This is a genomic window from Psychrobacter immobilis (assembly GCF_904846285.1).
GTDB classification, from domain to species: Bacteria; Pseudomonadota; Gammaproteobacteria; order Pseudomonadales; family Moraxellaceae; genus Psychrobacter; species Psychrobacter immobilis_D.
In genome coordinates this window covers 1-26,533 of sequence record NZ_CAJHAD010000026.1, presented here as the reverse complement: position 1 = coordinate 26,533, position 26,533 = coordinate 1, and the positions used below count along the sequence as shown (strand labels likewise).

Below are 26,533 nucleotides of genomic sequence, written 5' to 3'. Positions count from 1 at the left end.
GCTATCGCTAGGTCAGATAAGTAGATGGATTTCTTTGGTGCACAGCGTAGCCGTACTCGGCGCAGCTTATTGCTCTATGGGCTATTTTTTCTCATTATATTTGCCCATATTGCGGTGGCGCTCGCTATTATGTCGCTGCTGCTGACGATATTTACCGGTGGCATTTATCATTGGGTATTAATACTGGTCGTCGTATGGACAATCGGTAGCTTTGTCGTCGGTAGTTTTTTAGAATATGGACGCTTAAAAGCAGGTGGTCGTGCGATTGCTCAGCGTGTGGGCGCGGTTCGCTTGTTTATCGACCACAGCCAAGATGCTTGGGAGCATAGCCAAGGGGTTGCTCATCAGCATAAATCTGCAGCAAAGGTTCGCTTTAGTGACCGCCATATTGCAGTGCGTAATGAGCGCGATTTTCCGCCTGTTTATCGCCGTTATTATGAGATTGCCCAACAGCTCGCCATTGCCTCGGGTTTGAATATGCCTATTTTGTATGTTCTGCCTGATGAGCAAGGGATTAACGGCTTCGTTGCCGGCCGTCATAGTCAAGATATGGTATTGGTTGTCACTCAAGGCGCGCTTGATAAGCTGTCCGATGAGGCGTTGTATGGCTTGATAGGGCACGAATATGGTCATATCTTGCATGGCGATGCCACCTTCAATTTACAGCTAATGGTCGTGCTAGCAGGCTTGCAATTACTTTATGACTGGAGTGATTCCGTCAATAACTTTGGCGCTAGCAGTCAGAATAAGCAGCAAAATTATTTTGACAATGCGGTCAATCAAAATAACCCTTTACCCCAAAGAGCCATTGATAGTCATGCCCGTAGCACTGAAGCGCAGACAGCAAGCTTTACGACTCATAATGAGTGGGTCACCTACTGGCAAAATCAATCCAAAAATCAGCAGTCATCTGCTAAGCCTCAGTCGATGTGGCTACAAAGCACAGCTGCCACTGATCGGCAAGCGCCGCGAAGTATCTGGACATTACTAATACATGGATTGAGCTTCTCAAGCATGGCCAGTGCTCAACTCATTAAACACAGCTTTAATCGTGAACGTGAGTTACTCGCTGATGCGACGAGCGTACAGCTAACACGCTCGCCTGCGATCATGGAAACCTTAAAAGCCATCTATCAAGATTCGCTTGGTTCGCGCTTAACCGGTATCGCCGATATCAATGGGCTTAGTCATTTCTTTTTTGCCAGTAGCGGGGCGGATTTGGGTGACTTCTCGTGGTTTGCTACGCATCCAAGCTTGACTGAGCGTATGAACGCTATTAACGACAATGCTTATCATGATTTCGCGGTGCAGGTTGCTAAAGAAAAACGCATCAATCAACAAAAGATTAAAGAGATATATGAACAGCAGCGATTGGGTGATTGGGGCGTGATAACAGCAAATAGCCTAAGCAGTATTAAACAAGAGACAAATACGCAACACTCGTCAATATTTAACAATCAATCAGCCTCTATTAATAACAGCATCATCGATGGCTCTAATGACGTTATCAATAAAGAAGTCGCTGTCTTTTCTACAGGTAAACTGAACAACCAATCGGAAGCCGATGCGGGGCTTGAGTTTGTTGTAGAGCAAGATGTTGTTATTGATGGGCGTTTGCAGGTGCAAGCAGAAGATATCGGTACTCAGCAGCTGCTTAAGCCATGGCAAGCCAAACCTGATAGTGATTTGCCGTCTGATGCATTGGTTGGCATTGATGACATACAAAAGGTATTGCTACCGCAGTATGTGCTCAATCACAGTTATCACCCGCTAGGGGCGCAAGCTTTGATTGAAGCCGTGTTACTTTGTCATCAGGGTTGTGTGCTGTCAACAACAGCAACTTATGATTTAACTGATATCTGGCTTGGGCTTGCTAACGATGGAACCTCTGCTGCTGAAACTGATACAAGCGGCAACACACAAATTTTACCGCATACACTCGATCATAAATTATTAGCGGCAGTGGCAAATCTTGACAGACGATTAGACAGTGCTTTGATTATGTTGGCGTTAAAGCAACTACGCCAACATAATCTATCAGAAAACGCTATCGATGAATTGCGCTTAAAATATGAAGCCAGTCATAGCAATCAAGATCATCAACATTATGTGCAGCAAAAAAAGTGTCGTACGATGCTATTGCGTTATCAGCAAGGTATCATTGAGCTGTTTGAAAACTCCCTTACGGCTGATTTAAGCCAAAATATCGCTGATAATATAGATAATGATGATTCTATTGATAAATCTACATCCGTATTAAATCCTTTAGAGAATACCCATTCTCGGTCGCCAGCGATTTTAGCGTTATGGCAGGCGCTACAGCTGCAGCAATTGTTACCCGTATTGTCTGCCGTATTAAATGATACACAGGTTCAGTCGCATCTTCACCCTCAATATCTATACTATCAATGGCAGCAAGTATTGCACGCTGGCACGGATGATATTTATGCTCAGCTTGACCCGTCAGGACAGGTGTTTAATGGTCTCGATATTGCCGCGAAAACAATGCTTACTTTATTGGCTTATCGCTTATCAAAGGATGCTAAAGGGCAGATAATATCTGCACTAGATAGCTCAGCACCTATCTCAACACCTAATTCAGTGCTCAGCTATAATAGTGCTAGCGTTGCTCATTATCTTGTAGATTTACGCCGTCATGCACGTTTGATTGATATTGATTTAGCAGCCGTTAGTGAGGCAAATTTGCAATGGTTGTTATTGACTGCGCAAAGTTTAAATACTGTTCAATTACTAGCATTGATAGAAGCCGTACCTATTTTTATAGCATCTGCCAGTCAATCGTATGTATCAGAAGCCAAAGGTGATGATAATTATCGACAGAGGCAACAGGGCGGCGCTCAAATAGATTATAATGCTCATATACAGGACGACAATGCAGATAGGACAGATAGTGTAGATAAGGCGGGCAATGATAGTACGCGCCATTTTTATGCTTATCATACGTACCGGCAATGGCTGAGTACGTTGCATACAGTGATGTTACACGATACGATAGTCAGTCAAGATGAGTATGATTGCTTGACCGAGCTTGCCAATCATTGGCTAGGCGTTCGGCAGCTTTTTTGAGCAATGTCATTGATGGCATTTGAGTATTCTTTTGATAGTAAAAGCCTGTAAATCCATTTTAGATAAGTAGGATAGTAAATAAGCATGAGTGATATCCAAGACCCGCTAATTGTATTGCAGCATCGTATGCAGCAGCGCCAGATTTTAGCGATGATGGGTATCAATCAGTGGGTGCAGCCAAGCTCTGAAACCATGAATATCGCGGATATTTCTGCGCCTGCCTTGCCTGATGCGGTTACAGCTAATGCCAGCACTCCATCTAATGCTACAGCTTCTTCTGCGACGAGCACTGAACAGCCAAGCCTTGAATCTTCCAATATTGAATCCCCAAATATTAATGCCATATCAGGTATGGTAGATGATGGGTCTAATCATTCTTATGATGACGCTAATGAGACAGGTTTAAGTCATTCTGACCAACAAAGCCCCGTTACCTATAGTTTTGACTCGACTACCCCTGACATCTCTAAGCCCGCCGTTACCTCACTTGTAAATACTGTCGTTCAGCAAGCTGCGATTGATAATGTAAATAATGCTGCAAGCTTTGAAGATAGCAGTTTTAAAGAGAATAACTTTAAAGACGATAGCTTTAAAAAGGTAGTACCATTTGATTTACAAGGTGGTCGCTATGGCGATTGGGTAATTTTGGTTGATATCCAAGCCCTTAATAGTGACAGTCAAAAGCTTTGGCAAAATATCACCCAAGCGCTATCCATCAGTTGTGAGACAACCTCATTTCCTATTTGTGAAGGTATGGATACGGCTGAGCTTGCCAATGCCAGCCTTGCAGGATATGTCTTTAAGATTGGTCGTCGCGAAGAGATAAAAGTGGCGGCATTGACTGCCTTGCCTGACGGTCTTGAGCATCCGAACTTTACTACTGTGCCCAAGCTCGATGACATGCTTAAAGATAGCAAACTTAAACGCCAGTTCTGGGAGCAGTTATCGAGCCAGCGTTAAAGGGTTGCCACTTACTATGACAGAGATTAAAAAATAACGATAACATTCACCTTTAACCTTTAATAACCACGATGATTTCATCATATTTAGGATAATGATTATGACCACTAAAGCCGCTCCTAACCGTGTACCCAATTTTTCAGCGGGACCTGCCACCATACCGACCGCCGTCTTATCACGCGCTCAAGAAGAGTTGCTTGATTGGCAGGGACGCGGTATGTCGGTCATGGAAGTGAGTCACCGTAGTAAAGAATACATCGCGATTACCGAAAAAGCTGAAGCCAAATTGCGCTCGCTAATGGACATTCCAGATAACTATAAAGTGCTGTTTTTACAAGGCGGTGCCAGCTTACAGTTTTCAGCGATTCCATTAAACCTGTTAAATGGTGGCCGCGCAGACTATCTAACGACAGGTACTTGGTCTGGTAAAGCGGTTAAAGAAGCACAGCGCTATGCCAAACTGGGTTTAGGCGAGGTCAATGTGGTGGCAACGGGTAAAGACAGTAATTTTACCGACGTGCCAGCGCAAAGCGATTGGAACCTAAGCGAAGATGCGGCGTATTTCCACTACTGCGCCAATGAAACCATTCATGGTGTACAAATATTTGAGCCGCCACAAGTCGATGCGCCGATTATCGCCGATATGTCCTCTTGCATTTTGTCACAGACAATCGACGTGTCTAAATTTGGCATGATTTACGCGGGTGCGCAAAAAAATATCGGGCCAGCAGGATTAATCATTGTCATTATTCGTGAAGATTTATTGGGCAAAGCAAGTGAATGGTGTCCATTGCTGATGAACTATGAACATCAGGCTGAAAAAGAGTCAATGTCAAACACGCCAGCGACGTATTCTTGGTATTTAGCAGGGTTGGTATTTGATTGGTTAGAGGAGCAGGGCGGCGTTGCTGCTATCGGTGAAATCAACCAACAAAAAGCTGATTTGCTCTATAAAACGATTGATGATAGCAGCTTTTATAGCAATCCAGTTGACCCCAAATATCGCTCTATCATGAACGTGCCTTTCACGTTAGCAGACAGCAGCCTTGACAAAGTATTCTTAGAAGAGTCGGCGGCAGCAGGTTTGATGAATCTAAAAGGTCACCGCGATGTTGGCGGAATGCGTGCCAGTATTTATAATGCAGTGTCGCTAGATTGGGTACAGCAATTGGTTGACTTTATGATCGCCTTTGAAAAAAAGCACGCTTAAGTTAGCACAGGTTTTAAAACAAAAGACGCAACTTTTATGAGCTGCGTCTTTTTTTATGCGTATTAGTGTTTTTTAAGCTGCATAATCCGTCATGTAGCAACCTTAACGCTGCAAAATATTAGGTTAAAAAACCTAAGTTTGTTATGATAAAATTTTGCAGCACTTACGATACGTCATATACGTCATATACGTCATATTTTTTCAGCTTTTATTTCATAAGCGGTCGGTGGCTTTCAGTAACTGGTTAAATGCTCAATATATTCATTCGGTCTGGCAAAAGGGTTTGTTATAACTTTATGATGCTAAAAAATACCATGCTAAAAGCCGTCTTGCTTGCCATTACTATCAGCTGGATACCTGCTAGTATTGCTGCGCCAATCACTACGACTGCGCTTGGGCATAATAGTACCACTGAATATATTGACGTGCCGTTTATGCCTTATGCCAATCCCAATGCGCCCAAGGGTGGCACATTATCGCTTGAGGCACGCGGCACCTTTAATGCAGCCAATAAATGGATGACCACAGGTGTGGCGATGGTTGGTACGGACTATCTGTACGATACCTTGATGACTGGCTCACTCAATGAAGCCTTTACCATGTATCCGCAGCTGGCAAATAAAGTCACGTATGACCCTGATGACACCAGTTGGATTATTTACCATGTTAATCCTGCTGCGCGCTTTTGGGACGGGTCGCCAGTGACCAGTAGTGACGTCAAAGCCACTTATGATGCGATACTGACTAAAGGCCCAATGTATATCCGCAGTTATTTAGGCGATATTAAAGACATTGAGATTGTCGATAAGCAGCGGGTAAAGTTTGTTTTTAAGTCTGATGAAAATAAAGAGATTTTATTAACGGTCGGCCAGTTCCCTATTTTTGCTAAGTCATCAATTGATACAGATTTTGAAAAAATAACATTGACGCCGCTCATGGGCAGTGGTCCTTATAAGCTTGGCCGCGTCGATGCGGGGCGTGCGGTCAGCTATGTGCGTGACCCCAATTATTGGGGGCGTGATTTGATGGTCAATCGCGGTCGTTATAACTTTGATATGATTAAGTTTGTCTATTATCAAAGTGATGAGATTGCTTTTGAGGGTTTTAAATCGGGTCAATATCGTTTCCGCCCGGAGAATAAAGCCTCTAATTGGGCAACAGGTTACAATTTCCCCGCCGTCAAAGCAGGTCTGATTAATAAAGAAACCATAAGCAGCGAAAATCCAGTACCGATGCAAGGTTTGGTGATGAATATGCGCCGGCCAATTTTTCAAGATATTCGCGTTCGCCAAGCCTTGACGGCGGCTTACGACTTTGAATGGATGAATAAAACTTTGTTTCATGGCCAGTATGAGCGTTTGCAAAGCTTCTTTCATGGCTCAGAGCTTGCTGCTACTGGTATACCATCTGCGGCTGAGATGCAGGTGTTAAGTCCATTGCTAACCAAGCTTGAACCGATTCAGCGCCAAGCAGTATTGACGGAATGGCAATTACCAACCAGTGACGGTAGCGGTTTTAATCGTGACGGGTTGTTAAAGGCGCGGCAGCTATTGCTAGATGCTGGTTTTTATTATCAAGATATGAAGCTATACCAACCTGATGGCAAGCTTGCTCAAATTGAGATTTTGATGACAGGCGAGACCATGGGGCGTGTATTATTGCCTTATATCCGTAATTTAAAGCGTTTGGGCTTTGAGGCGACCTTACGCCAAGTCGATGGGCCGCAATATTATGAGCGCATGCGCCTTTTTGACTATGATATGGTAGTCGACGTCTTCGCCCAAAGTCTATCGCCTGGCGCTGAGCAAGTGGGTTTTTGGGGCAGCACCGCCGCTGATGAGGCGGGCAACGCTAATACCATCGGTATTAAAAACCCTGCGATTGACAGTGTTATTAAAAAATTGGGCGACGCTAAAAATCGCGATGAGATTGTTTTATATACTCACGTACTTGATCGCCTGCTACGGGCAGGTCATTATTTAGTACCTTTATACGGCAAATCTAGCACCAATGTTGCCTACTGGAATCAATATCGTCATACGGCAAAACTACCGACCAATGCTATCGGTATCGATTATTGGTGGACAGATAAAGAAGCGGAAGCCCGTGTTAATCGATATTTGAAGCAATAGTTTAAGATAATCGCTCCAAACGATCGTTAGAAGCAATAGTTTTAAAAAACAGCTCGAAACAATAATTTATAAAAATGGCTTAAGCCAATAAATGCAATGACTCTGCATAATTTTTTAGTTGGTTTAAAAATTACATACAAGACATTCGCAATAAAGACAATCACTGCTAAGGATTTTATATGAGTATTCGTATTCACCCGATTAAAGCATTTAATGACAACTATATTTGGACGCTCATTAATGACAGCAATAAACAGGCGATTGTCATTGATCCGGGTCAAGCTGAGCCAGTTATCGCTTATTTAGAAGAAAACGGCTTAGAGCTGACGTCTATCTGGACCACGCATCATCACCATGATCATATCGGCGGTGTTGCCGAGCTGCAAGAGTCTTATCCGATGACGCATCTGGTTGCTCATGCTGAACACAACGTCGATGAAGACCAGACTATAAAAGACGGTAGTACGGTCAGTGCTTGGGGCTGCGCCGCGCAAGTATGGGATATCTCAGGCCATACAGTAAGCCACGTGGCTTATATTTTAGATATCGATGGACAGAAGCATTGCTTTTGCGGTGATACCTTATTTAGTGCCGGTTGCGGACGTGTCTTTACCGGCACGATTGAGCAATTGCATGAGAGCTTTAAGCGTTTAAATGGCTTGCCAGCTGAGACGCTGCTGTACCCTGCCCATGAATATACTGCCAGCAACCTATGCTTTGGTCTATCGATTGAACCTGCGAGTGAAGCGATGCGGCAAGCGCTTGCGCAAGCAGAAGAAAAAACCGCTCAAGGCATTCCAACATTGCCCGTCACTCTAGAGCATGAGCGTGCAATCAATGTGTTTTTGCGTACGCAAGAGCCAAGTGTGATTGCAGGGGTGAAGTCTAAAGTCACCATTGATGATGATAAGTCTTTGACAGTATTTGCCGCGTTACGCGAGCTTAAAAATAACTTCTAAAGTCTTATATATTTTTGATAGCTGTTTTTTAGGTGCTTGCTTTTTAATAACTGCAGTTTCAACAACTGCTTTTTAAATAAGGTTTAGCTGCTAATTTTCTCTGTTGCTATATTTCTTTATTTTAGGAAGCCGCCATTATGGGTCGTTATATCTTAAAAAGATTGCTACTGATATTACCGACGCTATTTTTGATATTGCTGGCGAACTTTGTCATTGTACAGGCGGCGCCGGGCGGCCCTGTTGAGCAGCAACTGGCTCTTATTGAGCAAAGTGCAAAAGACAGTGCGCTCAGCGGTAATATCGGTGCGGGTAGTGCCGGTGGCAACAATAGCACTTACCAAGGCACACGTGGTTTATCAGAGGAGATGGTGGCAGCGATTAATGCGCAATATGGCTTTGATAAATCGGCACCTGAGCGTTTTTGGCTCATGTTAAAGAATTATGCTCAGTTAGATTTTGGCGAGTCGTTTTTTAAAGGGCAGTCAGTAACGGATTTGATTATAGAGAAGCTGCCAGTATCCATCTCGCTTGGGCTTTGGAGCACCTTGCTGATTTATATGATAGCCATTCCACTGGGTATCTATAAAGCCATGCATCATGGCTCAGGTATAGATAAAGCCACTGCCATGCTACTGGCTATCGGTCATGCGATTCCCGTCTTTGTATTTGCCGTCATACTGTTAGTGTTTTTTGCCGGTGGCAGCTACTGGAATATTTTTCCACTGCAAGGATTAACTTCTGAAAACTTTGATCAATTAAGCGCATTGGGTAAAGTGAAAGATTACTTTTGGCATCTAGCGCTACCGCTCTTAGCAAGTACCGTTGGCGGCTTTGCTGGCTTGACTTATTTGACCAAGTTCAGTTTTTTAGAAGAGCTTGGTAAGCAATACGTGCTTACCGCGCGAGCAAAAGGTTTGGGCGAACGGCAAGTGTTATACGGTCATGTGTTTCGTAATGCCATGCTGATTATTATCGCGGGTATTCCAGCGGCTATCGTTGGGATTTTCTTTGCTGGTAATTTTCTTATTGAGATTATCTTTAAACTCGATGGTTTGGGACTGTTAGGTTTCGAAGCTATTCAACAGCGTGATTATCCGGTGATATTCGGTACGCTATTTATCTTTACTTTGGTCGGACTGTTATTACAGTTAATCAGTGATTTAAGTTATCACTTAATTGATCCGCGTATTGATTTTGAGGGGCGCTAATGTCAAGCCATCCATTATCTTCAGTACCCTCAAGCGCCTCTTCGATTCCTATAGAAAAAAAACGTCGCCTAAATCCTATTTGGCAAGCACGCCTAAACCGTTTTCGTCATAACCGTCTTGGGGTTATATCGCTATTTATTTTTGTGCTGATATTTGTCATTTGTATGGCAGCCAATGTGATTGCAAATGACAAGCCGCTATTGGTGCAGTATCAAGGCAACTATTACTTCCCCGTTCTAAAAGCCTATCCTGAGACGACTTTTGGTGGTGTGTTCGAGACTGAAACCAACTATAAAGACCCCGCAGTGCGAACGCTGATTAATAAGCAGGGCTTTTATATTATGCCGCCCATTCCCTTTGCTGATCAGACACCAAACGTTGAGCTTGGTATTCCATATCCAGCCGCGCCCAATAGCCAAAACTGGCTTGGTACTGATGACTTAGGTCGTGATGTACTCGCACGGATACTTTATGGGTTGCGGGTATCGTTGTTGTTCGGTCTGGCACTGACGCTAGCAGGCGCATTGATTGGTATTATCGTCGGTGCGGTACAAGGTTATTACGGTGGTTGGGTAGATTTGGCAGGGCAGCGCTTTATGGAAGTGTGGGGCGGGATGCCGCAGCTGTTTATGATCATTATCTTGGTCAGCTTGTTTAGCCCCAGTATATTTATGCTGTTTGCCATGATGCTGTTATTTGGTTGGATGGGCTTGGTAGGGTTGGTACGGGCAGAGTTTTTGCGCGCCCGTAATTTTGATTATGTTCGTGCCGCGCGTAATCTTGGCGTTTCTGACAGTCAAATTATGCTAAGACATATTTTGCCCAATGCATTGGCATCAAGCTTGTCACAGCTGCCGTTTATTTTAACGGCCAATATTATTGCTTTGACCGCGCTGGACTTTTTAGGATATGGTCTGCCACCTGGCTCACCATCGCTGGGCGAGCTGATGGTACAAGGAAAAAACAATCTTGATGCGCCTTGGTTGGCCTTATCGGGATTTTTTAGTTTAACATTTATTTTGTCATTGCTCATCTTCGTTGGCGAAGCGCTGCGTGATGCCTTTGATCCGAGGCGCTCTTAATATGACGATGATTCATAGGCAAAATAACAACTTAAACACAAATCATAGTAATACAGAACACAAGCTAATGCTGAAAGTGGATGAGCTCAGCATCGTTACCGATGCAGGCATCACTTTAGTCGATAAGCTGTCTTATGAGCTAAAACAAGGTCAAACCTTGGCTATCGTTGGTGAGTCAGGTTCTGGTAAGTCAATTGCTAGTTTGGCATTGTTAGGTTTATTGCCCGATAATTTGATTATTAGTGGTGGGGTGCAATTAGCAGATGTAACACGAATGGTGACATTACCGATAGCGAATAATAAGACACGTAATGCAGCACTGCGCTCTATTCGCGGGCAGCGTATCGGTATGGTTTTTCAAGAGCCGATGACGGCGCTCAATCCACTGCATACGGTCGGCAAACAAATTGCGGAATCCTTGCGTCTCAATGGCGTATCCAAAAAACAATGGCGTATGCAAACTATTCGGCTATTAAATGACGTTAATATCACTGAGCCTGCTGATAAACTGAATCGCTATCCGCATGAGCTGTCTGGTGGTCAGCGTCAGCGGGTGATGATTGCGATGGCATTGGCGCAGCAGCCTGATATCTTAATCGCTGATGAACCAACCACCGCGCTTGATGTGACTTTACAACATGAAATCCTTGAGCTGCTAGATGATCTTAAGCGTCAGCACAATATGGCAATGATACTCATCAGCCATGATCTCAATCTAGTCAGACGCTACAGCAATGACGTCATCGTTATGCGTCAAGGGCATACGATTGAGCAAGGGCAAACGGCAACGATATTTAGCCAGCCTAAAGCTGAATATACTCGCTCGCTTATCAAGCAAGATTTTGGACAAGCGCTCAGTTTATTGGATGATGAAAGTCAGCAACAAACCGTATTGGAAGTAAATAATCTTCAAGTACAGTTTCCCATCGAAAAAAGCGTGTTTGGCGCAACCAAACGTTGGTTTGATGCCGTAAAAGACGTCGATATGACCCTGCAAAAAGGGCAGGCGTTAGGTATCGTTGGTGAATCAGGCTCTGGTAAAACCACCATTGCGCTGGCGTTAAGCCAATTACTTAGTAATCAAGTACGTGTCAGTGGACAAATAATGGTCAATGGACAAGACATTACGGCATTGTCCAAACGTGAGCTACGTACCTTCCGCTCACAGATTCAGATGGTTTTTCAAGACCCCTTTGCCAGTATTAATCCGCGCATGACAGTCATGAAAATCGTCGAAGAAGGATTATTGGTACAAGGCGTCAGTAAAGCAGAACGCCAGCAAGCGGTGATGGATAGTTTGGCTACTGTGTATCTGCCAGCTGAGTTTGCGCAGCGTTATCCGCATGAGCTATCAGGTGGTCAACGCCAGCGCGTAGCCCTTGCCCGTGCACTCATTATGCAGCCAAGTCTCTTGATATTGGACGAGCCAACGTCTGCACTTGATAGCACCACGCAGGTCACTGTGGTCAACTTGCTACGTGAGATTCAGGAAAAATTGCAAATCAGCTATGTGTTTATCAGCCACGACTTAAAAGTAGTACGCGCCTTATGTCAGCATATGATGGTGATAAAAGATGGCGTGTGTATTGAGTCTGGTCGTAGTGAAGATGTGTTTGATAATCCGCAGCATCCGTATGCACAGCAGTTGTTGCAGGCAAGTGTGCTATAGACTAAGCAGCTAAGACCAAATAACTATATGAATTTAGAGACATCGGAACTCACTACATGATAAGTAGGCTTAAGATAGAACCCATCCAAGCCCGAAATACCAGCGAGCCAAATCGTCCCTCAACCACGCTTGAGCTACTATTTGACTTGGTTTATGTCATTGCTGTCGCCGCCGCTGCCAATGGTTTTTATAATCGCTTGAGTGAGCATGACCTTTCAGGATTTTTAACCTTTATTGTGGCCTTCTTTATCCTATGGAATGCTTGGACCAGCTTTACGTGGTTTGCGTCAGGATATGACCCTGACGATTGGTTTTATCGCTTATCGGTGATGTTTCAGATGTTTGGCTCACTGATGATAGCGGCTAATATTCATCAGTTTTATGAGCAAGGGCTGACATGGATTGGTGTTACTGGTTATGCCATTATGCGGCTGGCGAGTTGTAGTCAGTGGTGGCGCGTCTATCGACAAGTACCGGGTCACCAAAAAGTTGCTGGACGCAGTATGGTCGGCTTGTTAACCTTGCAAGCCTTGTGGATAAGCTGGCTGTTTTTACCCGCATCGCTACAAACGCCCGCTTTGTTCTTGTTTATCGCAGCAGAGCTCCTCATGCCTGTTTGGGCGCGCTCAGAGCAGTTTGATAATTGGCATCCGGCACATATTGCGGAGCGTTACGGGCTATTAACCATCATTGTATTGGGTGAGGGTGTGGTCGGCGTCAGTAACAGTATTCAGTATTTTCTGGTCAATTCTGCTTCAGCCACCAGCTCCATTATTTTCTTAGGTTCAAGTTTGGTTGCTTTGGTTTTTTCTTTATGGTGGTTATATTTTATCGTGCCATTCGATACCATTTTGAATAAAGAGCGCCGACGGCATGATTTATTCTTATTTGGCTATGGTCATTTTTTTATCTTTGCTTCAATCGCCGGTCTAGGCAGTATGCTAAATTTGGTCACAGAATCTGCTGCCGCTGATACCAGCGCTCCGGACTATCAAATTATCTCCCAGCCTTATGCAATGGGCATGTTGATGGCTATGCTGAGTGTGTTTTTATTAACGCTCACCATACTGCGCGAATTAATGTGCCGTAAATCGAGTCATAATGTCATCGCCATGCTCATTGCCTTAGTAATTATTGGACTGAGTTATATGGCGGTCGCACAAGGATTGCCGATTACTTACGGTATTTGGCTCAGTATCTTGGCACCTGTGGTGATGATTTGGTATTTTAACCAAGATAATAAGCAGTGGCTGGTCTAAGAAGCGGATTAAGGTGTTACAACCAAGTTTATAGTGACTATCGATTGACTGCTTAATAAGTAAAAATATAAGCAGCACATAAGCAAGAATGAGGCGCTAAATAATCAGAACATAGCAGTTCATAATAATCACGACATCCTAAAAATGGCGGTGGTACAATAAGTTTAGACAGTAGTTTACTGTAGGTAGACGCTGACACAGTACTTTCATTAAAAGTACCATTATTTTGACAGCATTTTTATTTTGACAGCGGTGATGAATCACTGCTTTAAGTTGTCGTTATTGCTAGTATTAGCATCATTAAAAAGGATTTTTGTACCCATGAAAAAACAAAATACTATTTCTAAACTGGTCAATAGCACGGGCTTACAGCATGCTGGCTATTTGGCGGTTGCCAAGACACGTGCCAAAGTATTAAAAGCTTTCGCTTACGTTGTGCCTATCAGAAGACCGATGTTATTCGTCGGTGAGACCTCGTGTGAAGATTTGTGCGACATGGTCATCAATGAAGGCAATACCAATGTTTTTATCGTTACTGACGCGGTATTAAACAAACTTGGTATCCCTGCCAAAGTCACGGATTATCTAGATAGCAAAAATATCAGCTATAAAGTATACGATGGCATTACTCCAGACCCTACTTTTAAGGTTGTCGAAGAAGGACTACGTAAGTCTGTCGACGCTAAATGCGACTCAATTATTGCCATCGGTGGCGGCTCAGTTATTGATGCAGCTAAGATGATTGCCATGTCACAAGGCAATAACTGCAAGCCAAAACAGCTTATCGGTATCTTGAAAGCTAGAAAGCCTTCGGTTCCGCTTTATTGTATTCCTACCACAGCGGGCACGGGCTCAGAAGCGACCCTTGGTGCGGTGGTGTCAGATGATAAAACCCATCAAAAAGCCCTGTCTATCGACCCAAGAATGGTGCCATTAGCAGCGGCTATTGACCCTGTTATCATGAAAGGTATGCCTGCGCATATCACAGCCGATACGGGTATCGATGTGTTGACACATGCCTTAGAGGCTTGGATGAGTGCCAATGCCAGCGTTGAGACGGATTACTATGCCGCCTCTGCGGTCAAATCTGTGATGCAAAACCTACCGCTGGTTTATAAAGATGGTGGCAACCTTAAAGCCCGTGAAGAGATGGGTATTGCCGCTCATTACGGCGGTATCGCTTTTAATAAAGCCGGTCTAGGTTACGTCCATGCTATCGCTCACCAGTTGGGGGCGCATTATAGTATCCCTCATGGTCGCGCCAATGCCATCGTGTTGCCGTATGTGCTTGACGTCAATCGTAAAGGCAGCAAGAAAAGATTGGCAGAGCTGGCTCGCAAGACCGGTATGGTCAAATCGGGTCAAGCTGGCAAGAGCGATGCTGAGATTGCCGACAATCTCATCGCGCAAGTGCGCGAACTGATTGCAACGTTAAATATCGATCCAACTGTTAAGGATATGCAGAGTAGTGATTTTAGTAACATCGCCAAAGCTGCTGCAAAAGAAGTCAGCGATACTTATGCGGTACCGACTTATCTATCCGCTTCTGAAATCAAGGCTATTTTAACTAAGATTAAGCAAGCCAGTGATGAGCATGCCAGTCAAGATTCAAAAACTGATAAAGTTGCTTAATAGCTCTAATTTAATAGTCTCTAAATAACACCCTCTAAAAATAAAAAAGAGCACATTGCTGATATCGCAATGTGCTCTTTTTCTTTACTTTTTATATCTATCGCTGGTTTTATCTTAATAGATACTTAGAACGCAGGTTTACGCTTAGGCACCGCATCTAAAAATTCATTACGTGCTTGATTATCGTGTACATACTCGCCAAGCATCGCTGTGCTGCGCGTGGTCGAATGCTGTTTGTTGACACCGCGCATCATCATGCACATGTGCGCGGCGTCCATGACTACTGCTACACCGCGGCAACCTGTCACATCCATAATCGTTTGTGCCACTTGTTCGCTCAAATTCTCTTGAATTTGCAGGCGACGAGCAAACATATCAACGATACGAGCAAATTTTGACAATCCTAATACTTGACCGTTTGGTAAATAGCCGATGTGCGCGACGCCATGAAATGGCAACATATGATGCTCACACAATGAATAAAATTCAATGTTTTGCACTAAGACCAATTCACGATTGGTCGATGGAAATACTGCGCCATTGACCACTTCATCCAAGCTTTGATGATAACCCTTAGTTAAATGCGCAAACGCTTTTGCAGCGCGTATTGGGGTATCTTGTAAGCCAGGACGCTCTAAGTCTTCGCCAGTTGAAGTTATTAGCTGACGATAGGATTCAACACTTTCTTGAAAATCTGTTGCTATTGTTGGGGTATTGCTCATAAGTTTGGCAGCCATCCAAAATGTGGGTGTAGCTTAACGCTAAATCCCTAATTAACAACAGTTACAAACAACGGTTGTAAAGGATTTTTATAAAAATTGTGCAAGCTGGGAAGGGTTGTGATTATACTTGAAATCCCCTCAACTTCATACTGCTGTGGTCAGTGGATAATTGTTTAATCAGTATTAGATGTTACTATTACAAGAGATTAGGCGTTCATACCGTGTAAGTAAATATAGTATACGAGTGTTTACTTAAATCAATTCGTGTATAATGAGTCATCTTTTAATTTGTACTTTTACTCGCTATTTGTGAGCGAGTTATTAAAAATAATCTATCATTTAAATCGATTTACAGGGAAATATTATGCTACTACAAGGACAACGCTTTGTCGTCACCGGCATAGCAAGCAAACTTTCTATCGCTTGGGCAATCGCTGAAGCGCTGCACCGTGAAGGCGCGTCGTTAATTCTTACTTATCCAAATGATAAAATTAAAAAACGTGTCGATATGGCAGCAGAAGCCTTTGAAGCTGATTTGGTACTTGAGTGTGACGTGGCATCGGATGAGTCGATTGCCGCATGCTTTGAGCAAGTGACAGCGCATTGGGGCGATGGTATTGATGGCGTGGTACACGCGATTGGCTTTGCACCGATGGATCAGTTGGATGGCGATTTTGTCAATGCCACCACTCGTGAAGGCAGCCAAATTGCCCATGATATCTCAAGCTATAGCTTTGTGGCATTGGCAAAAGCAGCACGTGAGCTGTTAGCCATGCGTCATGGTTCTATGCTGACGTTGACTTATGAAGGTAGTATTTCAGTATTGCCAAATTACAACGTCATGGGCATGGCAAAGGCCAGTTTAGAGGCCAGCGTGCGCTACCTTGCCACTTCGATGGGCGATGAAGGTATTCGTGTCAATGCCATTTCGGCAGGTCCTATCCGTACGCTTGCGGCAAGCGGCATCAAGTCATTCCGTAAAATGCTCGATATCAGTGAAAAAATCGCCCCGCTTCAGCGAAATATTACCCAAGCTGAAGTCGGTAATGCGGCTCTATTTTTATTATCACCTTGGGCATCTGGTATCACCGGCGAGATTATGTTTGTGGATGCAGGTTTTAATACCGTCGCCATTAGTGAGCAGTTAATGATGCTTGATGAGACAAAATAGTTATTAGTAATGAGCGGTTATCTCATTTAAGTAGTAGGGAAGACGGCCAATTGGCTGTCTTTTTTGGTTATAATATGAGCTTTTTGGTGTTAAGCCATTAGGCAACGAATATGATAACCAGATTACCAAAATGGATATTGTGGGGCGGCGCTGTACTGGCATTTAGTGCAGGCTGCGTCAATACCGCAGCATTAATGGGTTTTACCAATTTATCTGTTTCGCATGTGACCGGTAACGTCAGCTTATTCTCAGCAGCAATTGCCCATTTAGACGGTCGCAGTATTTTATATATCGGTGCGTTGTTGCTATCATTTTTGGCTGGGGCAATATTAAGCGGTTTTGTGATTGGGCAAAGGTCATTGAAGTTGGGTCGGCGTTACGGTAGTGCGCTGTATATTGAAGCGGGGCTATTATTGCTAAGTTACTGGTTATATCAGCAGCATGATTATCTAGGACAATTGGCGGCGGCGATGGCGTGCGGTTTACAGAATGCGATGGTCGCCACCTATAGCGGCGCGGTCATTCGAACTACGCATTTGACCGGTCTGACCTCTGATATGGGCGCTGCCATTGGTAATTGGCTAGCGGGTCGTCGTATCAGTAAACCGACCTTAGGCTTTCAAGCGATTATTTGGTACTGCTTTTGCGGTGGTAGTGCCGTAGGGGCTTTTTTATATGCTAGAGTCGGCTATGGTGCTTTGTTCTTACCCATTGCTATTGTATTGACTGCCGCCTTTGTATATAACTATGCATCAGACAATCTGCCAGAAAAGAGACAGCCAAGAGCAAAAAAGCGCCCATCGGTTTGATGAGCGCTTTTTATTTTAATTTTATGAATTCATTATCGATGCTTGGCTGAATAGACTATTTATCGTCTTCTTTGTGATCTTCATGCTCATGTAGCCCTTGCATCATATCTAATGCGGAGTCATCGGTACGCTGCTGGTCTTTTTTATCCAAGCCATCTTGATTGATGTCTCTTGGTGCCATTTTAGTGGTCGAATCCGTTTTATTTGAATCTGTCATAAAATACTCCTATGTGTTTTTATAAATGTCCAATAAAAATTTTTAAAAATATAGTAGGTAAGTTTATTGGCTTTTAGTTTTAATTCACTCATTTAGTATGAGATAGCACTGTACGCTTGTACATACACGGTGTACGCTTGTTTAGTGACGATGTGTAACGATACATCACGAGGATTGATGTTTCATAAAAAATGATTGTTTAGATGCAGATGATTCAAAAGCGTATGGCAAGTTAGTAAAATTTATATCGCTAAAGGATTGTTTAATATGGTTTTATGAGAATGTATTGAAGCCAGTTTTTCACTTTGCTATGGCCATGTTTATTGCAAATTTAATAACAGCATCGTTAAATCAGTTTTTTGGTATATATCTGCTATGATGACGGCGTATTTTTTGCGGTTACCGGTTAATTAATGGTAAATCGCTAAAATATGCTTTTATTTTAGAGTCTTTTTATACTGTCTTTGGGGAAAATAAGGACATTTTATGTCAGAGCAAAAATTAGATAGCCATCTTCCTGATGATGGCAATGAGTATTTATTTACCGACACCTTTCCAAAGGGTACTGGTAAAGGATTGATAGTGGTCGCCATTGCGGCGGTTATCAGTATGATTATTTATAATGTGTTACCGTACGATATTAGTGCCAATAAAGGCCTCGCGATGTTGTTCTTTATTGGCGTGTTATGGTTGACGGAAGCAGTGCATGTGACCATTACGGCGATATTGGTCGTAGTCATAGGGGCACTTATTGGTTTGCCTGACTTCGATGCTGCAATCGGCTTACAGAGCTTTGCCAACCCAATTATTTATTTGTTCTTTGGTGGTTTTGCATTAGCGGCAGCGTTGCACGTACAGCAGTTAGATAGAAAAATTGCGCTCAAGATTCTGTCCATGTCAGGCGGTAATCTGAGAAACGCGGTATTTTTAATATTTGGGGTCACCGCATTTTTATCTATGTGGATATCGAATACGGCGACCGCAGCGATGATGCTGCCATTGGCGCTTGGTATTTTAACGCAGGTTGACCGTGAAAAAGACCGTGGCACTTTTGTATTTGTACTATTGGGTATTGCTTATTCAGCCAGCCTTGGTGGTTTGGGTACGATTGTTGGCTCGCCACCCAATGCGATTGCTGCAAAAGCGCTTGATATCGCGTTTGTCGATTGGATGAAGTTTGGTATTCCAATGATGTTAGTGCTGTTGCCATTATTGCTTGGTGCGATGTATTTATTTCTCAAGCCCAATCTTAATCGTCAGGTCACGCTGAACGAAGATGATGAGGCTATTGCATGGAATAAGCCACGTGTGCTGACGATTATTGTCTTTATCGTCACCGCATTGAGCTGGATATTCTCTAAACAAATCGGTGCAGCACTGAATGTCGAGGATATTGACTCCATTGTCGCGCTATTAGCGGCATCAGCAGTGGTTAGCTTGGGTTTGGTGTCATGGAAGCAAGTGTCTGACAATACTGACTGGGGCGTACTCATGCTGTTCGGTGGTGGTATTGCACTTTCAACCGTTCTAAAAGTCTCAGGAGCATCTTTGGTTCTTGGTCAAACCGTTGCCAATGGACTATCAGCTGCACCGCTTATCGTAGTCGTACTTGCAGTCTCGGCATTTATTATCTTCTTAACAGAGTTTGCCTCTAATACCGCATCTGCGGCCTTGTTAGTGCCTGTCTTTGCTGCTATTGCTGAGCAAATGGGTCTGCCACCTGCAGTACTAGTAATGATTATCGGTATCGGTGCTTCTTGTGCCTTTATGCTCCCTGTTGCGACTCCGCCAAATGCCATTGTCTTTGGTACGGGTCTGATTAAGCAAACAGAGATGATACGTGTGGGTGTCATACTCAATATCATTGCTACCTTTGTCGTCGGGTTGTGGGCTTATTTTTTCTTAATGTAGTCTAATCATGCCTGAGCACTAATTTAATCAGTAACTCGTTAGTATGGATAAAACCTGATGTTTAAGTGACTCTTAAACATTAGGTTTTTTTATGCCCTTTTATTTTTAATGCTTGTATACCCAATAAGGTATAACCTAGTTAGTGCCTATTTTTTGCCGCAATAAAGAAGAATTCGAATTATCAGTAATAGTACATCACTTTATCTAAACCAAAACTTGAAAATAATTATTAACTTAATGCATATCTAATAAGGACTTTATAAAATGCTAACACTGTTTATGGTACAACTCGGTGGTCGCCCTAAAGGTCGTTTGATTGAGCAACATGATATTTTCTTTGGGGTGGGGAATCACGTTAATGAGTTAATTGTCGATATCAACAACCATTGGCCTGAAGTTAAAAATAAATGGCATATTGATTCGTACCGAGCGATTAGTAAAGTTGATAATTATGCGATTAAATTGGTCGAATCAAGTAGCCAAGCAGAGAGTGCCAACGGTTTAAAGCTATTCTTTATCAACTTAGGTGGTTATCAGCGCGGCAGTTTTGAGGAATTTCATTACAAACTGCTTATTGTTGCTGGTAGTCAAGCGGACGCCATTAAGCAAGCAAAGCAGAGCGAGTTTTATAAAGCGTTTACTTATAAAGATAAAGAGTCGCCTTTTAATGCTGCCTCGCATATTGATGATAAGTTTGAAGTAGATATTGATGATATATACAACGTCAATGACCTTATCTCCAATGTTCGGCTGTTAATTGAGCCGATTACTAATGAGAGTCATGAGCTTGTGAATGCTGATGATAAAGAGTACGTTGGTTATCTCAGTATCAAGAATTTAAGGAGCTTAGAATAACATGGCTTTAGATATGTACTATAAAAATGGCATCATTCGCAAAATGCGTTGCCAGATACCTGATGAGCTATTGACCACTCTTTATCAGGTTCACAACAATGCCAATTTTCCACAATTGACATGGCTAATTGATAATCTTTATGAAAATCCGCAGATTCAGCCTGATGTCGCTAAGTCATTAGCTGATGAGTTGGTCACGTTTGAGAGATTAATACTGTCTTTGCACCTGCCTTTTCCTATGGTACCACTTCAAAAGCTACATACCTTTTTTACGGGAGCTGCGACTAGTCGACAGGTTATTTATCCCAGTAACGCTTAATTTTACTCTTTAGGCCGTTTTCATTAGTTTTAAGGCGTGCTTGATGGTTTAACCATGGGCATAAAAAAACTATTACATTATGAATGCCATCAAAGCTTGGGCTCTCAAAACTGATAAAAGATTTCAATGTGTCAACCAAGCACTATAACCATCTTGAATCATGCCCAAATTACCCCCATAATCTAACAACTTCCAAATAATAAATAGCCTAAGCAAATATGTCCAATACTTCTAAGAATGCCGCAGAAACTCCTACTGAAAATATAACCGACCAATTAAGCTTCAATGACATCAGCTCTAATAGATCAAGTAAAGCTGCCAACCCAAATAATGATGACTCAAATATCATGGCAAACAGTGATAACGCATCTTCGCACGCTAAGGTTGTCGCTGATTTACCAGTTTTAGCTAAAGATAGCTATTTCCTTAGCCGCTTAGAGCGTGAGCTGGTGCGTTCCGCTGTGGCTAACAGTAAGAGAGATAAGAAAGTTTCTGATAGTAAAGCAGAGGATGAGCTCGCTAAAAAACGTGCGCAGTATGAAAAGATAAAAACCCGCTCACAGCAAGCGGTGCAGGCACGTATGGATAGTATCCCACACAAAATGGCAGAAAAACTAAATCTTGATTTGCCCGTGAGTCAACGTGCTGATGATTTAATTCAAGGTATTATTGACAACCAAGTGATTATCGTCGCAGGTGAGACCGGCTCTGGTAAAACCACCCAATTACCTAAATTAGCAATGCTGGCAGGTCGCGGTATTACAGGACAAATAGGGCATACACAGCCAAGACGACTGGCTGCTAGAAGTGTGGCAAACCGTATCGCTGAAGAATTGGGTGAGCAACTCGGTAATACCGTCAGTTTCAAGATTCGTTTTAATGAACAAGGCACCGCGCAATCCGTCGTGAAGCTCATGACTGATGGTATCTTGCTTGCTGAATTGGGGCATGATCGTTTTTTAAGTAAATACGACACCATTATTATTGATGAAGCTCATGAGCGTAGCTTAAATATTGACTTTATTATGGGCTATCTAAAAAAACTACTGCCCAAGCGCCCTGATTTAAAAGTCATAATTACCTCTGCAACGCTTGATACCAAGCGTTTTAGCGAATACTTTAGCCGTTATGATAATAAGCTAAAACGCAACGTACCTGCGCCGATTTTTAATGTCGAAGGGCGTAGTTTCCCCGTTGAAGTCCGTTATCGTCCATTAACCGATGAGCCAGTAAACAGCTCTGATGATGATAGCTACGACGATTTTGAAGAGAATCTGCCACGTGCTGTGGTTGCGGCAGTCGAAGAGTGCTTTAGCGATGCACAGAATAAAGGTCATGCTGACCAAGCGGATATTTTAATATTTGCCGCGACCGAAGCAGAGATTCGTGAGCTGCAAGAGGTGCTTGAACGTCATGGGCCGAAACACACCGAAGTATTGCCGCTATTTGCACGGCAAACTTACGAAGAGCAGCAGCGTATCTTTCAACCTTCAGGTCGCGGTCGGCGTATTGTTATTGCGACCAACGTTGCCGAAACTGCGCTGACCGTACCTGGTATTCGTTATGTGATTGACTTAGGATTTGCGCGGATATCACGCTATTCGTATCGCTCGCGCGTACAGCGTTTACCGATTGAAGCTATCTCACAAGCCGCTGCCAATCAGCGTAAAGGGCGTTGTGGTCGTGTCGCACCTGGCGTTTGTATCCGTCTTTATAGCGAGGAGGATTTTACTGGTCGTCCTGAGTTTACCGAACCTGAGATTTTACGTACCAATCTTGCCTCCGTTATTTTACAGATGGCCAATCTGCGTTTAGGCAGTGTCGATGACTTTGCCTTTATTGAGCCGCCCGATAGCCGCTTGGTTACTGATGGGCATAAATTGCTTGATGAGTTAGGCGCGATTACCTCTAAAAATGAAGTAACTACCACTAAGCAAACTAACAAGCCCAAAAAAGGTCTTGATCATCTGGTTCTGACACCGACTGGTCAAAAGATGGCACGTATGCCCATTGATCCAAGGCTAGCACGTATGTTGGTTGCTGGTAGCGATTTTGATTGTATTCGTGAGATGCTCATCGTTGTCGCGGCGCTTGCCGTCCAAGATCCACGCGAGCGTCCAGTAAATAAGCGCCAGCAAGCGGATCAAAAGCATGCTGAGTTTCGTCAAGATGACTCTGACTTTTTATTCTATCTGAGCCTGTGGAAAGCGCTGTTCGAAAAAGATGAAGACGGCAACAAGCTGTCTGGTAATCAGCGTAAGAATTTTACCAAGAAAAACTATCTGAGCTTCCCGCGTGTCCGCGAATGGAGCCAAACCCATCGTCAGCTGGTACAAATGGTCACTGAGCTGAAGCTGACCGATGTTAAAGATGTACAAACTACTGATAAAGGTAATGATAAAAATACTTCATTAGAGAATACCACTAGCGACCCTACCGCGATTGAAGATGAAGAACTCAAAGCCGTTAAATATGCCAATTTACATCGCGCCCTATTAACCGGTTTGTTATCTACGATTGCTCATAAAACCGAAAATCGTGGTGAATACTTAGCGGCTCGCCAACAGAAAGCCAAAATCTTTCCCGCGAGTACGGTATTTAAACAAGTGCCGCCTTGGGTCATGGCCTTTGAAGTGGTGGAAACCTCGCAAGTCTTTATGCGTACCGTTGCTAAGATTGAACCAGAATGGATTATCTCAGCGGCAGGCGACTTATTAAAATATCACTACTTTGAGCCGCATTGGTCGAAAAAGACGGGGCGTGTCAAAGCATACGCACAGATTAGCTTATTTGGTCTGATTATTATTAGTAAACAGCTGACCAACTATGAGCAAGTGAACTTGGCTGAGTCGCGAGAAATCTTCATCCGTGATGGTTTGGTGACCGGTAATTTAGGTCGGCAAGCGCCATTTTTACAGCATAATATGGATAAAATCGCTGATATTGAACGCATCGAAGATAAATTGCGTCGTCGTGATTTATTGGTCGATGAAGAAGCGCTGTATCAGTTTTATGATAAAAAAATTCCCGAGCATATTGCCAGTCGCAAAGCGTTTGAGGATTGGCGTGCCGAAGTGGAAAAAACCGATGCTAAATATTTATTCTTTACCGATGATGATGTGCTTAATAGCCAAGCGCCAACGACAGGCGATTTCCCAGAAGTTTGGAAATTGGGCGATTTAAAATTACCGCTGCGCTATGTCTTTGATCCCTCGAGCGATGATGATGGCGTAACCATTCGCGTACCACTGGTAGCGCTACCGCAGCTTGATGCGATCGAGCTATTGTGGGGCGTACCCGGTTGGCGCTATGAGCTGGTATTGCAATTGCTCAAGTCATTGCCCAAGGATATTCGCCGTCAAATCGTACCGATTCCCGACACGGCCGATAGCTTGTTTGATGAATTGCAGCCCTCTGGTGGTCAAGGCTTGCTTAAGCAGCTATGCCAAGCATTAAATCGTCGCGGCATTATGTCAGTGACGCCAGATAGCTTTAATCCTGCTAGTATTGATCGCTATTTGCAGCCGCAAATCTGCGTGGTCGATGACAAAAACCGCATTATCGAAAAAGGTCGCGACCTGCAAACGCTGCAAATTCGCCATGCTAGTGAAACCCGCCAAGCGGTGAATGAGCAGCAGGGAACGCATACCGAGTTCCCTGAGCATTTTGCCTTTAGCAAAAACCATCATAGCGCAGGCGTGGTGATGAAGCAGTTTGCTGCCTTGGTTGCCGACGCGTCAGGCGAAGCGGTATCGATTCATCAATATACTGATGTGAATGCAGCGTTGCAGGCGCACCGTATCGGGGTTTTGACCCTGATTAAAGGTAAGCTTGGCGCGAAGAAAAAACAGCTCACTAGCCAAATCGATAAGATATTCAAATTGGCGTTTGCGCCACTCGGGGATATGGAAAAGCTGAAAACCATCGTTATCGATGCAGCATTGGATGCAGCGCTTGAAGAGCATTACGTGTTATTTGATCATAGTGCTGATTTACCTGAAAGTGCTGATGATAGTGCTGTGGCGCTTGCAGAAGAATTGCCCTTTACACCAGAAGAGTATGAAAAAACCTTGGAAGTGGTGGCGGGAAACTTCCTATTGACCGGTCAAAGTGTGATAAAAACGCTTAAAAATGTCTATACGCGCTGGCAACGTATTCGCCAAAGTTTATTGATGCTTGATCGTGAGATATTTGGCGAGTCTATCGAAGATATCGAAGACCAGCTAGGGGATTTGCAGTTGGCTGATTTTGTTTATCGCATGGATTATAGCCATTGGCAGCAGTATCCGCGCTATTTGGAGGCATTAGAGATTCGTATCGAACGCCTTGAGCATAATATTGAATCCGACCTCGACGGTGTCTATGCCCTTGATGAGCATATGGAGCGGCTGGCAAATCGTGCCAATGATAAAGCCATCAGTGACTACCGCTGGATGGTGGAGGAATATCGCATTCAACTCTTCGCGCAACCGATGAAAACCCGCATGGCGGTATCACCAAAGCGTCTAAGCAAGATGTGGGATAAGATGAGTTAAGATGGGATTTTATCTTATAGTGTGTAGGGTACGCCTAGCGCACCATTTTCATGAGATGCATTTCTTATCGGTGCGCTAGGCACACCCTACGTAAACTATTGTTTGAGTGCGTCAACCTAAGGCAAAAATATTTTTATTTATCATATTTAAAAAGTTTTATCCAGTGTTTATGATTATCAAAGGTAGTTACCAGAGTTTATACCAATTTATCCATCATACTAGGATATTTAATCCAGCGGTAATCATCAACTTTAAACTCTCTTACATTAGTAAAGTCAGACCAAATTAACTGACTTCCTTTTGTCCATTTTAAAGATTGAATTCGAGTGTTTACTCGCAATTTCTCTTCATTCTTAGCAGGTCTTAGTTCTCCTAATTTAGCGTATAGTCTTACACCTGGGTAATCGTCGAATTGCCCTTTGATAAAAGATGATAACCAAAAACACTTGCTTGAGTTGACTGCGCTAATACAAACATTATTGTTTTGTCTTAAGTTTTCTGCTAATTGTTCAGAAAAAGAATCGAATAGAAATCCTGTCCCATCTTCATTTAGAAAGACAGTTCCTATCGGAGTAATATTTGGCATTCCATTCTTAGAAACACTGGCAATATTTGCATGCATATTCGATTTTTGAGCCTTAGCAAAGACTTTTTTGATTGTATTCCAATTGATTAGATCTATATCCATTTTTATTAGTTCCATTTGTTTTGTTAAATGATACTAGGGCGTGTCCCTAATTCAGTTTGCAGTGGATCATAGTACAAGCCAGATATAGCATAGATTTATAATTTCGTG

Annotated in this window: 19 protein-coding genes; 16 read left to right on the top strand and 3 right to left on the bottom strand. The window is 43.3% G+C overall.

The genetic code is table 11. From position 1 onward, the window contains the following. The first annotated feature begins 24 nt into the window (after positions 1-24). From JMX13_RS12190 to JMX13_RS12145, 10 genes are all read left to right on the top strand, one after another. Entirely contained in the window at positions 25-3,087 is a 3,063-nt protein-coding gene (locus JMX13_RS12190) for a M48 family metalloprotease (protein WP_201612934.1), read from the top strand. Between the two features lie 84 nt (positions 3,088-3,171). After that, entirely contained in the window at positions 3,172-4,047 is an 876-nt protein-coding gene (locus tag JMX13_RS12185) for a hypothetical protein (protein WP_201612932.1), read from the top strand. A 100-nt stretch (positions 4,048-4,147) separates the two neighbouring features. Beyond that, positions 4,148-5,257 carry a 3-phosphoserine/phosphohydroxythreonine transaminase gene (gene serC, locus JMX13_RS12180; protein ID WP_201612930.1) on the top strand — a complete coding sequence of 370 codons (1,110 nt, stop codon included), beginning with the start codon at positions 4,148-4,150 and terminating at the stop codon, positions 5,255-5,257. 299 nt (positions 5,258-5,556) lie between these two features. Beyond that, positions 5,557-7,389 (top strand): extracellular solute-binding protein, encoded by a 1,833-nt coding sequence (locus tag JMX13_RS12175; protein ID WP_201612950.1) that lies wholly within the window; start codon positions 5,557-5,559, stop codon positions 7,387-7,389. 179 nt (positions 7,390-7,568) lie between these two features. Next, positions 7,569-8,348 carry a hydroxyacylglutathione hydrolase gene (gloB, locus tag JMX13_RS12170; protein ID WP_201612928.1) on the top strand — a complete coding sequence of 260 codons (780 nt, stop codon included), beginning with the start codon at positions 7,569-7,571 and terminating at the stop codon, positions 8,346-8,348. A 137-nt stretch (positions 8,349-8,485) separates the two neighbouring features. Further along, on the top strand, positions 8,486-9,556 hold the full coding sequence (locus JMX13_RS12165) for a microcin C ABC transporter permease YejB (protein ID WP_201612925.1): 1,071 nt from the start codon (positions 8,486-8,488) through the stop codon (positions 9,554-9,556). Continuing rightward, entirely contained in the window at positions 9,556-10,638 is a 1,083-nt protein-coding gene (locus JMX13_RS12160) for an ABC transporter permease (protein ID WP_227686313.1), read from the top strand. Before JMX13_RS12165 ends, JMX13_RS12160 begins: the two co-directional genes overlap by 1 nt. A gap of 7 nt (positions 10,639-10,645) precedes the next feature. After that, a complete protein-coding gene (locus tag JMX13_RS12155; RefSeq protein WP_413786321.1) occupies positions 10,646-12,307 on the top strand; it encodes an ABC transporter ATP-binding protein in 1,662 nt (553 codons plus the stop codon). 56 nt (positions 12,308-12,363) lie between these two features. Beyond that, positions 12,364-13,566 (top strand): low temperature requirement protein A, encoded by a 1,203-nt coding sequence (locus JMX13_RS12150; RefSeq protein ID WP_227686312.1) that lies wholly within the window; start codon positions 12,364-12,366, stop codon positions 13,564-13,566. 321 nt (positions 13,567-13,887) lie between these two features. Continuing rightward, on the top strand, positions 13,888-15,198 hold the full coding sequence (locus JMX13_RS12145; protein WP_201612923.1) for an iron-containing alcohol dehydrogenase: 1,311 nt from the start codon (positions 13,888-13,890) through the stop codon (positions 15,196-15,198). Between the two features lie 125 nt (positions 15,199-15,323). Here JMX13_RS12145 and folE read toward each other — a convergent pair whose 3' ends face one another. Then, on the bottom strand, positions 15,324-15,920 hold the full coding sequence (gene folE / locus JMX13_RS12140; RefSeq protein ID WP_227686311.1) for a GTP cyclohydrolase I FolE: 597 nt from the start codon (positions 15,918-15,920) through the stop codon (positions 15,324-15,326). 364 nt (positions 15,921-16,284) lie between these two features. On the opposite strand from folE, the gene JMX13_RS12135 reads away from it, so the two are divergent. Further along, positions 16,285-17,091 carry an enoyl-ACP reductase gene (locus tag JMX13_RS12135; protein WP_201612919.1) on the top strand — a complete coding sequence of 269 codons (807 nt, stop codon included), beginning with the start codon at positions 16,285-16,287 and terminating at the stop codon, positions 17,089-17,091. 110 nt (positions 17,092-17,201) lie between these two features. Next, positions 17,202-17,900 carry a YoaK family protein gene (locus JMX13_RS12130; RefSeq protein WP_201612917.1) on the top strand — a complete coding sequence of 233 codons (699 nt, stop codon included), beginning with the start codon at positions 17,202-17,204 and terminating at the stop codon, positions 17,898-17,900. A gap of 55 nt (positions 17,901-17,955) precedes the next feature. Here the strand turns inward: JMX13_RS12130 and JMX13_RS12125 are convergent, their stop codons facing one another. Then, positions 17,956-18,117, bottom strand: coding sequence for a hypothetical protein (locus tag JMX13_RS12125; protein WP_201612915.1), 162 nt, complete (start codon positions 18,115-18,117; stop codon positions 17,956-17,958). Positions 18,118-18,603: 486 nt separating this feature from the next. Here JMX13_RS12125 and JMX13_RS12120 point away from each other — a divergent pair, with 486 nt between their 5' ends. The 4 genes from JMX13_RS12120 to hrpA all read left to right on the top strand — a co-directional run bounded on the left by JMX13_RS12120 (position 18,604) and on the right by hrpA (position 25,737). Next, positions 18,604-20,028 (top strand): SLC13 family permease, encoded by a 1,425-nt coding sequence (locus tag JMX13_RS12120; protein ID WP_201612913.1) that lies wholly within the window; start codon positions 18,604-18,606, stop codon positions 20,026-20,028. Positions 20,029-20,292: 264 nt separating this feature from the next. After that, on the top strand, positions 20,293-20,883 hold the full coding sequence (locus tag JMX13_RS12115; protein WP_201612911.1) for a DUF1543 domain-containing protein: 591 nt from the start codon (positions 20,293-20,295) through the stop codon (positions 20,881-20,883). Between the two features lies 1 nt (position 20,884). After that, positions 20,885-21,202 carry a hypothetical protein gene (locus JMX13_RS12110; protein WP_201612909.1) on the top strand — a complete coding sequence of 106 codons (318 nt, stop codon included), beginning with the start codon at positions 20,885-20,887 and terminating at the stop codon, positions 21,200-21,202. A gap of 347 nt (positions 21,203-21,549) precedes the next feature. Then, positions 21,550-25,737: an ATP-dependent RNA helicase HrpA gene (gene hrpA, locus JMX13_RS12105; RefSeq protein WP_201612944.1), complete on the top strand. Its 4,188-nt coding sequence runs from the start codon at positions 21,550-21,552 to the stop codon at positions 25,735-25,737. Positions 25,738-25,933: 196 nt separating this feature from the next. Here the strand turns inward: hrpA and JMX13_RS12100 are convergent, their stop codons facing one another. Beyond that, positions 25,934-26,425 carry a pyridoxamine 5'-phosphate oxidase family protein gene (locus tag JMX13_RS12100; RefSeq protein ID WP_201546421.1) on the bottom strand — a complete coding sequence of 164 codons (492 nt, stop codon included), beginning with the start codon at positions 26,423-26,425 and terminating at the stop codon, positions 25,934-25,936. Positions 26,426-26,533 lie beyond the last annotated feature (108 nt).